This is a genomic window from Amycolatopsis sp. NPDC049688 (assembly GCF_040674975.1).
GTDB lineage: Bacteria > Actinomycetota > Actinomycetes > Mycobacteriales > Pseudonocardiaceae > Amycolatopsis.
In genome coordinates this window covers 16342-26391 of sequence record NZ_JBFANY010000004.1, presented here as the reverse complement: position 1 = coordinate 26391, position 10050 = coordinate 16342, and the positions used below count along the sequence as shown (strand labels likewise).

The window sequence follows — 10050 nt, the reverse complement described above, 5'->3', positions numbered from 1 at the left end:
CGGCGGTCCTGGCGGCCCAGGCGGACCGGGTGGCGGCTCCGGTGGCCCGCAGGGACCCGAGGACAGCGGCCCGGCCTCTCCCCCGGCCGGCGGTGCGACCCGGATGGCGCCGCCCGCGCGGCGCCGGTCCTCCGGCGTCACGCTCGGCCCGCTGCCCGTGGCGAACCTCGTCGTGCTCGAAGTCGGCCTCGCGATCGGCCTGGTGCTGCTCGCCATCGACATGAAGCTGAAGTGGGTCGGCGTCGGCATCGTCGGCTTCGCCCTCATCGTCGCGCTGCTGCGCTGGCGCGGCCGCTGGTTCACCCAGTGGGTCGGCCTGACGCTGCGCTACTCCTTCCGCTCGCACGACCGGGTCGCGAACCCGCTGCCGCCGAGCACCGTCGAGGAACTGGCCGCCGAAGAGACCTCGGTGACCGGCCCCGACGACGCCCGCGTGAACCTGCTGCGCATCGCCGTGCCCGACCTCGTCGTCGCGCACGGCGTCGACCACGAACGCCAGCAGGTCGGGCTCGCCTGGAACGACGGCACGTGGACGGCGGTACTGCTCGTCGAGCCGGCGCCGGCGTTGATCACCCAGGCCGACGGGGCTCCAAGCCTGCCGCTGTCGGCGCTCGCCCCCTGCCTCGAGGACCGCGGCGTGGTCCTGGACTCCATCCAGATGATCTGGCACTGCTACCCGGGCAGCGCGGCGCTGCCGTCGGATTCGCCGGCGCTGAGCTCCTACATGGAGGTGCTGGGCCCGCTGCCCGCGGCGGCGCGGCGGACGACGTGGGTGGCGATCCGGCTCGACCCGAAGCGCTGCCCGGCGGCGATCCGGGAACGCGGCGGCGGCGTGGTCGGCGCCCACCGCGCGCTGATCGGTGCGCTGTCCCGCGTCCGCAACGCTTTGGAGTCCCAGGGTGTGCCGACGCGGCCGCTCGACCCCGACGAGCTGCTGCGGGCGAGCATTTCGGCTGCGGAGCTGACCGCCGTGGCCGGTTCGCCCGCGAAGGTGACGTTGCAGGAACGCTGGTCCGGCGTGACGGCGGCCGGGATCGGGCACGCCAGCTACGCCATCACCGGCTGGCCGAAGGGCAAGGTCACCAGCAGCCTCAACGCGCTGACGAGCGTCCGCGCGCTGTCGGCGACGCTGGCGATGTCGATCTCGCCGGCGTCCGACGAAGGCAAGATCGGCCTGCGCGGCGTGGTCCGGGTGAGTGCCCGGAACCCGCGTGAGCTCGACGCCGCCGACCAGCGGCTGCACGGGCTGTCCGAGCGGCTGGGGGTGGACCTGACCCCGCTGCGCGGGCTGCAGGTCTCCGCGTTCGCCGCGACGTTGCCGATCGGAGGTACGGCATGAGCTCCCGCGTCCGCGACGCCGGCCAGAACAGCGGGGTCGCGCCGGAGTTCACGGTGGACCCCGCGATGCTCGACGCGATCAGCCCCTCGGGCGACCGCGGCGGCATCGTCCTCGGTTCGGGGCTGAAGGGCGAGCCCCTGACGATCTCGGCGCTGCGCTCGACGCCGACGCGCATCGTGCTGGTGGGCGGGCTCTACCTGGCCCGCCAGGTCGCCCTGCGCGCGATGGCCGTCGGCGCGTGGGTCGTGGTGGCCACCGGGCGCCCGACGGAGTGGCAGGTGCTGTCCCGCGCGGCCGGCAGCCGCGACGGGCGGCCGTCGCCGCTGGTGCAGATCCGCCGGCTGTCCCCGGTCGAGCTGCCGCGGCCGTCGGAGGACGCGCCCCTGCTGGTGGTGACGGACGGCGGCCCGACCCCGCAGGACCTGTTCCCGCCCCGCTCCCCGTGGCAGACGACGGTGTACGTGCTGCCGTACCTGCACCCGCAGGCGGGCATGACGGCCAACGCGGCGGACCTGGTGCTGATGCAGCGCCTCCCGGCCGGCCAGGCCGAACTGGCGGGCCGCATCTGGAACCTGCCGCCGCAGATGATGCGCCAGCTGACGATGCTGAAGGACGACCAGGTGGTGGCCCTGGGCCGCAACCTGTGGCGTCCCCTTCGCCTGGTCACGACGAGCAAGGAGCAGCAGCTCCTCGGCCCGGTCCGCCGCGGCGACTGACGTCCACCCCTCGTGAGTGAGAAACAGTGTCAGAACACTGTTTCTCACTCACGACCGGCTGGGGAAGTGCGGACGTTGCGGGTTTGGGCGGCGCGGGCGGCCAGGTCGGCGTCCGGCGGGTAGTCGACGCCCAGCAGGGTGAGGCCGTGGGCCGGGGCCACCGCGCTGTCGCGGATGCCGCTCTCCAAGACCTTTGACGGCCAGGCGTCGGTGCGGCGGCCGTCGCCGACCAGGAGCAGGACGCCCACCAGGCTGCGGACCATCGAATGGCAGAACGCGTCCGCCGAGACGCGGACCTCCAGCAGGTGGTCGTCCACCCGCTCCCACTCCAGGCGCTGCAGCTCGCGGATCGTCGTGCCCGTTTCGCGTTGCTTGCAGTACGCCGCGAAGTCGTGCAGACCCAGCAGTTCCGCCGCCGCGGCGTTCATCGCGTCCGTCGACAGTGGACGGTTCCAGGCCAGGGTGTCGTGGCGGCGCAACGGGTCCACGCCCCAGGGGGCGTCGGAGACCCGGTAGCGGTAGTGGCGGCGGATCGCCGAGAACCGTGCGTCGAACCCCTCGGGCGCGATCCGGGCACCCAGGACCCGGACGTCACCCGGCAGGAGGCGGTTCCAGCGGCCCACCATGCGCGTCAGGTCGGGGATGCCTTCGGGGGACACGGGAATTCGGCCGGAAGGCGCGGAGAGGGGCACCACGTCGACGTGCACCACCTGGCCGGTCGCGTGCACGCCGGCGTCCGTGCGGCCCGCCACGACCACGGACTTGGGCACCGCCGCCCCCGGCGGCTGCTTCTGCAGAGCCTCCTCCAGGAGCCCCTGGACGGTCCGGCGGCCCGGCTGGCGGGCCCAGCCCGAGAAGTCCGTGCCGTCATAGGAGACGTCCAGGCGCAGACGAACGAGCCCGCCCTCCCCGAAGGGAGTGGCGGGCTCGTCCGGTGTCGAATCGGCCGTCAGGACGTCAGTCCTTCTTGGCGTCCGCGTCGTCCGAAGCAGGAGCCTCGGTCTCGGCGGCGGCGGTGTCCTCGGCCGGAGCCTCCTCGGCGGCGGGCGCCTCGGTGGTCTCCTCGGCGACCGGGGCGGCAGCCTTCTCGTCCTTCGCGAACTTCGTCTTGCGAGCGCGCTCGGCTTCCGAAGTCACCGTCTTCTCGGCCACCAGCTCGATGACGGCCATGGCGGCGTTGTCGCCCTTGCGCGGCATCGTCTTGGTGATCCGGGTGTAGCCACCCGCACGCTCCGCGAAGTGCGGACCGATCTCGGCGAACAGCTTGTGCAGGACGTCCTTGTCACGGACGACCTTCTGCACCTGACGGCGGTTGTGCAGGTCGCCCCGCTTCGCCTTCGTGATCAGCTTCTCGGCCAGCGGGCGGACCCGGCGGGCCTTCGCCTCGGTGGTCGTGATCTTGCCGTGCTCGAACAGCTGCGTGGCCAAGTTGGCCAGGATCAGCCGCTCGTGCGCGGACGACCCGCCGAGCCGGGCTCCCTTGGTAGGGGTGGGCATTGGTTCTCCTAGTTCAGCTCACAGCGTCCGGGCACAGAGCCTCAGAGCTGCTCGGTCTCTGCGTAGTCCTGGCCATCGTCGTGGCCGTCCGAAATCCCGTCGGCGATGCCACCGACACCCTCCGACCAGCCTTCACCGTCGTAGCTGGCGGCCGCCGCGGTCGGGTCGAACCCGGGCGGGCTGTCCTTCAGCGCGAGGCCGAGGCCGACGAGCTTGAGCTTGACCTCGTCGATCGACTTGGCGCCGAAGTTGCGGATGTCGAGCAGGTCCGCCTCGCTGCGCGAGACGAGCTCGCCCACCGTGTGGATGCCCTCGCGCTTGAGGCAGTTGTACGACCGGACGGTGAGGTCCAGGTCCTCGATCGGCATCGCGTAGGCGGCGATGGTGTCCGCCTCCTGCGGCGACGGGCCGATCTCGATGCCCTCGGCGTCGACGTTCAGCTCGCGGGCGAGACCGAACAGCTCCACCAGCGTCTTGCCGGCCGACGCGACCGCGTCGCGCGGCGTGATCGACGGCTTGGTCTCGACGTCCAGGATCAGCTTGTCGAAGTCGGTGCGCTGCTCGACACGGGTGGCCTCGACCTTGTAGGTCACCTTGAGCACCGGCGAGTAGATCGAGTCGACCGGGATCCGGCCGATCTCCGCGCCCGCCTGCTTGTTCTGCAGGGCCGGAACGTAACCGCGGCCGCGCTCGACGACGAGCTCGATCTCGAGCTTGCCCTTGCCGTTCAGCGACGCGATGTGCAGATCCGGGTTGTGCACGGTGACACCCGCCGGCGGCACGATGTCGGCCGCCGTGACCTCACCCGGGCCCTGCTTGCGCAGGTACATGGTGACCGGCTCGTCCTCTTCCGAGGACACCACGAGCTCCTTGAGGTTCAGGATGATGTCGGTGACGTCTTCCTTCACCCCGGGAACGGTGGTGAACTCGTGCAGCACGCCGTCGATGCGGATGCTCGTCACGGCCGCGCCCGGGATGGACGACAGCAGCGTACGACGCAGCGAGTTGCCGAGCGTGTAGCCGAAGCCGGGCTCCAGCGGTTCGATGGTGAACCGGGAGCGGGTCTCGTTGACCGTCTCTTCGCCGAGAGCCGGCCGCTGGGAAATCAGCATTCTTCCTTGTTCCTTTCCAGACGACGCCCGCCATATGACGTCGAAGGGATGGCGCGGCGGCGGCGCACCTGTTGCGCCGCCGCCCTGCGTCCAGCCAGGGCCGGACTACTTCGAGTAGAGCTCGACGATCAGCTGTTCCTGCACCGGAACGTCGATCTGCGCACGCTCCGGCAGCTGGTGGACCAGCACGCGGAGGTTGGACTGGACGACCTGCAGCCACGCCGGGATCGGGCGCTCGCCGAAGGACTCCTTCGCCGCGACGAACGGCAGCATGCCCATGGACTTCGGCCGCACGTCGATGATGTCCCACTTGGTGACCTGGAACGACGGGACGTTCACCTTCTGGCCGTTGACCAGGAAGTGGCCGTGGCTCACCAGCTGACGCGCCTGACGGCGGGTGCGGGCGATGCCGGCGCGGTAGATCACGTTGTCCAGGCGGGACTCGAGGATCTGCAGCAGGTTCTCACCGGTCTTGCCCGGACGCCGGACGGCTTCCTTGTAGTACCGGACGAACTGACGCTCGAGAACGCCGTAGGTGTAGCGAGCCTTCTGCTTCTCCTGCGACTGCAGGAGGTACTCGGACTCCTTGATGCGCCCGCGGCCGTGCTGGCCCGGCGGGTAGGGGCGACGCTCGAAAGCCTGGTCGCCGCCGATGAGGTCAACCTTGAGGCGACGCGAAATACGCGTCGCGGGGCCGGTGTAACGAGCCATTTCTTCTTACTCCTCCCCGTTCCTCAGACCCGGCGCCGCTTGGGCGGGCGGCAGCCGTTGTGAGGCTGCGGGGTCACGTCCTGGATGGTGCCGACCTCGAGGCCGGCCGCCTGCAGCGAGCGGATCGCCGTCTCGCGGCCCGAACCCGGGCCCTTCACGAAGACGTCGACCTTCTTCATGCCGTGCTCGGCGGCCTTGCGGGCAGCGTTCTCAGCAGCCATCTGCGCGGCGAACGGGGTGGACTTGCGGGAGCCCTTGAAGCCCACGTGCCCACTCGACGCCCACGCGATCACGGCACCGGTCGGGTCCGTGATCGAGACGATGGTGTTGTTGAAGGTGCTCTTGATGTGCGCGTGACCGTGCGCGACATTCTTCTTTTCCTTGCGGCGGACCTTCTTGGCCCCGGCCGCAGTACGAGACTTCGGTGGCATGTTCTGAGGGTTCTCCTGTTAGCGCGCGTTCTCTTGGTGAGCGGCGACCGCTTCGGCCTGGCCGCGCCGGATGATCGAACCGGCGTCGGTGTACAGGTTGCGGAGCGCCATCGGGCGGGCGTAGAGCGCCTTGGGCGAGACACAAGCCGAGCCGCGGCGGTGAACGCCACCCATCTGCACGACCTTCTTGCCCTGGACGCTCACTTCTTGCCAGCCTTCTTCTTGCCGGCGACCGTCTTCTTCGGACCCTTGCGGGTACGGGCGTTGGTCTTCGTGCGCTGCCCACGGACGGGAAGTCCGCGGCGCCAGCGAAGGCCCTCGTAGCACCCGATCTCGATCTTCCGACGGATGTCGGCGTTCACCTCACGGCGAAGGTCACCCTCGACCTTGAAGTTCTCTTCGATGTACGTACGCAGCTTCGCGAGGTCGTCATCGCTGAGGTCCTTGACGCGGGTGTCCGCGTTGAGCTCGGCAGCCTTGATGAGCTGCTTCGAGCGGGTACGGCCGATGCCGTAGATGTAGGTAAGCGCGATCTCCAACCGCTTCTCGCGGGGGAGGTCTACGCCAGCGAGTCGTGCCATTGGCGCTGATGCTCCTTCTTCGGTTTCGTCTTCAGGTCTGCTCCCCGTCCGGTTCCGGGACCGACTCGCCTGTCGTGCCCTCGGCTTGCGCTTCGGGTGTCCCGGCCCCGGCCTGAAGCCCGGGGGTGGTCCGGCTCACACGTGAGCCGGCAGGTGCGGGGAGGTTGGGTAAAGCCGTCAAGCCACTCTGCTCGAGTGCTTGGCGATCAGCCCTGCCGCTGCTTGTGCCGCAGGTTTTCGCAGATCACCATGATCCGGCCGTGGCGGCGGATCACCTTGCACTTGTCGCAGATCTTCTTGACGCTCGGCTGAACCTTCACGTCTTCTGCTCTCCTGCTGTTGAGCTGCTCTTCGTGATCACTTGTAGCGGTAGACGATGCGACCACGAGAGAGGTCGTAGGGCGACAGCTCCACGACAACCCTGTCCTCCGGCAGGATGCGGATGTAGTGCTGCCGCATCTTGCCGCTGATGTGAGCCAGGACCTTGTGACCGTTCTCCAACTCGACGCGGAACATCGCGTTGGGGAGCGGCTCGACTACGCGGCCTTCGACCTCGATGGCCCCGTCTTTCTTCGCCATGTCCTCCGCATTTCCTTGTCATCGAACGTCGACCGCCACACCCGTGATCAACTCGAGCACTAGTGCCGGGTTGGGGTGGTGCGTGGCACACTGGTGCCCGGGTCCCTAGACCGTGAATTCACGAGCGCGCAGGATCCGGGCGCGATAAGTGCGCCGACTTGACAGTGTACGCATGTCGTGTCGCGACCCCCAAACCGGGGGTGACCATGCTAAAGGCGCATGCAGGTGGACGTGATGGCGATCACCGCTTGTGGGTGAATACCCAGGTCAGGAGTCCTCGGGTGCGGTGAGCACCCACGGGCCGTCCTCGGTGATCGCGACGGTGTGTTCCCAGTGGGCCGCGCGGGAGCCGTCGGCCGTGACGACCGTCCAGCCGTCGTCCAGCTCGCGGGTCTCGCCGCCACCGCCGGTCAGCATCGGCTCGATGGCCAGGGCCATGCCCGGCTTGAGCCGCGGGCCCTTGCCCGGCTTGCCGACGTTCGGCAGGAACGGGTCCATGTGCATCTGGCGGCCGATGCCGTGGCCGCCGTACTCGACGATCATCCCGTACTCGATGCCGTCGTCGCGGCCCGCGCGCTCGGCGGCGGACTGGACGGCGAAGGAGATGTCGGTGAGCCGGCCGCCGGGCGTGACCGCCTCGATCCCGGCCCACATCGCCGCCTCGGTGGCCGCGGACAGCGCGAGGTCGGCGTCGGCGACCTGGCCGATGGCCAGCGTCACGGCGGAGTCGCCGTGCCAGCCGTCGAGGATCGCCCCGCAGTCGACGGAGATGATGTCGCCGTCGGCCAGCACCTGGGTCTTCGCCGGGATGCCGTGCACGATCTGCTCGTTCACCGACGCGCAGATCGACGCCGGGAAGCCGTGGTAGCCCTTGAACGACGGCACCGCGCCGGCGTCCCGGATCGTCTGCTCGGCCAGCTCGTCGAGCTCGGCGGTGCTGACGCCCGGCTTCGCCGCGGCGCGGACCGCGGCGAGCGTGCGGGCGACGACCAGGCCGGCCGCCCGCATCGCCTGCAGCTCGTCCGGGGTCTTGACCTCGATCATGCGCCCGCGCCGGAGCACTTGCAGAACACGCAGTCCTCCGAGGTTCACGTGCGGTCGCGCAGGGCGGCCAGGACCCGCCCGGAGATCTCTTCGACGCTGCCGACGCCGTCGACGGTCACCAGGATGTCGGCGTAGTACTCGAGCAGCGGCGCGGTGTCCGAGACGTAGATCTGCTGACGGCGGCGGATGACCTCTTCGGTGTCGTCCGCGCGGCCGCGGGACATGAGCCGCGCGACGACGACGTCCTCCGGGACCTGCAGCTGGATCACCGCGTCGAGCGAGGCGTCCGCGTCGCCCAGGATCTCGCCCAGGACCTCGGCCTGCTTCGTGTTGCGGGGGAAGCCGTCGAGCAGGAAGCCGACCTTGGCGTCCGGCTCGGCGAGCCGCTCGCGGACCATCTCGTTGGTCACCGAGTCGGGCACGAGCTCACCCGAGTCCAGGTACCGCTTCGCCTCCTGGCCCAGCGGGGTCTCCTGGCCGACGTGCGCGCGGAACAGGTCACCCGTGGAGATGTGCGGGACACGCAGCTGCTCCGACAGGGCCACCGCCTGCGTACCCTTGCCCGCGCCGGGCGGACCCACGAGAACCAGACGCGTCACTTCAAGAACCCTTCGTAGTTGCGCTGCATCAGCTGGCTTTCGATCTGCTTCACGGTGTCGAGGCCGACACCGACCATGATCAGCACAGCCGTGCCACCGAACGGGAAGTTCTGGTTGTTCCCGCTACCGGTCACCGACAGGAAGAAGTTCGGAAGGATCGCGATGATGCCCAGGTACAGCGAGCCGGGCAGGGTGATCCGGCCCAGGACGAAGCTCAGGTACTCGGCCGTCGGGCGGCCCGGGCGGATGCCCGGGATGAAGCCACCGAACTTCTTCATCTCTTCCGCACGCTCGTCCACGTTGAACGTGATCGTGATGTAGAAGTACGTGAAGAAGATGATCAGGCCGAAGTACAGCGCGATGTGCACCCAGCTGGACTGGTTCACGATGTAGTTCTTGATGAAGACCTGCCAGCCGGAGTTGCTGTTCTGGTCGCCGACGAGGCGGCTGATCAGGTCCGGCAGGTACAGCAGGGACGACGCGAAGATGACCGGGATGACGCCGGCCTGGTTGACCTTGATCGGCAGGTAGGTCGACGTGCCGCCGTACATCCGGCGGCCGATCATGCGCTTGGCGTACTGCACCGGGATCCGGCGCTGCCCCTGCTCGACGAAGATGACGCTGGCGATGATCACCAGGCCGAAGATGCAGATCATCGTCAGCGCGATGCCGCCGCCGTTGGACAGGATGTTCCCGCCCTCGACCGGGATGCGCGCGGCGATGTTCAGGAAGATCAGGACGGACATGCCGTTGCCGACACCGCGCTCGGTGATCAGCTCGCCCAGCCACATCATGACGGCGGTGCCCGCGGTCATCGTGATGACGATGATGGCCAGCGAGTAGACGCTGTTGTCCGGGATGATCGGCGACTGGCAGTCGGGGAAGAGCTGCTTGCGGTCCGCGAGCGCGACCACACCGGTGGCCTGCAGGATCGCCAGCGCGATCGTCAGGTACCGGGTGTACTGGGTCAGCTTGCCCTGGCCGGACTGGCCTTCCTTCTTCAGCTCCTCGAACCGCGGGATGACCACGGTGAGCAGCTGGATGATGATGCTCGCCGTGATGTACGGCATGATGCCGGTCGAGAAGAGCGACAGCTGCAGCAGCGCACCACCGCTGAACAGGTTCAGCAGCTGGTAGACGCCCTCCTGCTGCGCCTGGGAGCTGCAGGCCTGTACGGCACCGTACGAGATGCCGGGCGCCGGAATGGTCGCACCGATTCGGTAAACCGCGACGATGGCTAGCGTGAACAGGATCTTCTTGCGTAGATCCGGCGTCGCGAGAGCCGAGCGGAAGGCGCTGAGCACGCGGGGGACCTCCTCGGCGTCGTCGGCTGTCCTAACCGACGATCGGCTTGGCCGGCACGGGGCCGGCAGGAACACACAGCACTACTGGCACGCAAGCCAGGAACGCTTCGGGGCACACTCGTCCCGAAGCGTGTCGC

At 69.0% G+C, this 10050-nt stretch carries 14 protein-coding genes; 2 read left to right on the top strand and 12 right to left on the bottom strand.

What is annotated here, in order from left to right; genetic code table 11:
• Positions 1-103: 103 nt before the first annotated feature.
• Positions 104-1339, top strand: a complete 1236-nt coding sequence (gene eccE / locus AB0J55_RS15455; protein WP_364248231.1) for a type VII secretion protein EccE — start codon at positions 104-106, stop codon at positions 1337-1339.
• Entirely contained in the window at positions 1336-2055 is a 720-nt protein-coding gene (locus tag AB0J55_RS15450; protein ID WP_004558890.1) for a hypothetical protein, read from the top strand. Before eccE ends, AB0J55_RS15450 begins: the two co-directional genes overlap by 4 nt.
• A 44-nt stretch (positions 2056-2099) precedes the next feature.
• Here AB0J55_RS15450 and truA read toward each other — a convergent pair whose 3' ends face one another.
• From truA to secY, 12 genes are all read right to left on the bottom strand, one after another.
• On the bottom strand, positions 2100-2939 hold the full coding sequence (gene truA, locus AB0J55_RS15445) for a tRNA pseudouridine(38-40) synthase TruA (protein WP_364249489.1): 840 nt from the start codon (positions 2937-2939) through the stop codon (positions 2100-2102).
• A 73-nt stretch (positions 2940-3012) separates the two neighbouring features.
• Positions 3013-3552, bottom strand: coding sequence for a 50S ribosomal protein L17 (gene rplQ / locus AB0J55_RS15440; RefSeq protein ID WP_364248229.1), 540 nt, complete (start codon positions 3550-3552; stop codon positions 3013-3015).
• A 41-nt stretch (positions 3553-3593) separates the two neighbouring features.
• Entirely contained in the window at positions 3594-4664 is a 1071-nt protein-coding gene (locus tag AB0J55_RS15435) for a DNA-directed RNA polymerase subunit alpha (RefSeq protein WP_004558887.1), read from the bottom strand.
• A 105-nt stretch (positions 4665-4769) separates the two neighbouring features.
• Complete coding sequence (gene rpsD, locus AB0J55_RS15430) at positions 4770-5375, bottom strand: 30S ribosomal protein S4 (RefSeq protein ID WP_125306120.1); 606 nt, start codon at positions 5373-5375, stop codon at positions 4770-4772.
• 23 nt (positions 5376-5398) lie between these two features.
• Positions 5399-5806, bottom strand: a complete 408-nt coding sequence (rpsK, locus tag AB0J55_RS15425) for a 30S ribosomal protein S11 (protein WP_004558885.1) — start codon at positions 5804-5806, stop codon at positions 5399-5401.
• A gap of 18 nt (positions 5807-5824) precedes the next feature.
• Positions 5825-6010, bottom strand: a complete 186-nt coding sequence (locus tag AB0J55_RS15420) for a hypothetical protein (RefSeq protein ID WP_004558884.1) — start codon at positions 6008-6010, stop codon at positions 5825-5827.
• The gene (rpsM, locus tag AB0J55_RS15415) at positions 6007-6387 is read right to left on the bottom strand and encodes a 30S ribosomal protein S13 (RefSeq protein WP_004558883.1); all 381 of its coding nucleotides are present in this window, start codon (positions 6385-6387) and stop codon (positions 6007-6009) included. The genes AB0J55_RS15420 and rpsM overlap by 4 nt, the downstream gene beginning before the upstream one ends.
• 206 nt (positions 6388-6593) lie before the next feature.
• Positions 6594-6707: a 50S ribosomal protein L36 gene (gene rpmJ, locus AB0J55_RS15410; RefSeq protein WP_004558882.1), complete on the bottom strand. Its 114-nt coding sequence runs from the start codon at positions 6705-6707 to the stop codon at positions 6594-6596.
• A gap of 37 nt (positions 6708-6744) precedes the next feature.
• Positions 6745-6966, bottom strand: a complete 222-nt coding sequence (gene infA / locus AB0J55_RS15405; RefSeq protein ID WP_004558881.1) for a translation initiation factor IF-1 — start codon at positions 6964-6966, stop codon at positions 6745-6747.
• Between the two features lie 267 nt (positions 6967-7233).
• Complete coding sequence (gene map / locus AB0J55_RS15400; protein WP_364248226.1) at positions 7234-8010, bottom strand: type I methionyl aminopeptidase; 777 nt, start codon at positions 8008-8010, stop codon at positions 7234-7236.
• Between the two features lie 44 nt (positions 8011-8054).
• A complete protein-coding gene (locus AB0J55_RS15395) occupies positions 8055-8609 on the bottom strand; it encodes an adenylate kinase (protein ID WP_364248224.1) in 555 nt (184 codons plus the stop codon).
• The gene (gene secY, locus AB0J55_RS15390; RefSeq protein ID WP_364248222.1) at positions 8606-9913 is read right to left on the bottom strand and encodes a preprotein translocase subunit SecY; all 1308 of its coding nucleotides are present in this window, start codon (positions 9911-9913) and stop codon (positions 8606-8608) included. The genes AB0J55_RS15395 and secY overlap by 4 nt, the downstream gene beginning before the upstream one ends.
• Positions 9914-10050: the final 137 nt, after the last annotated feature.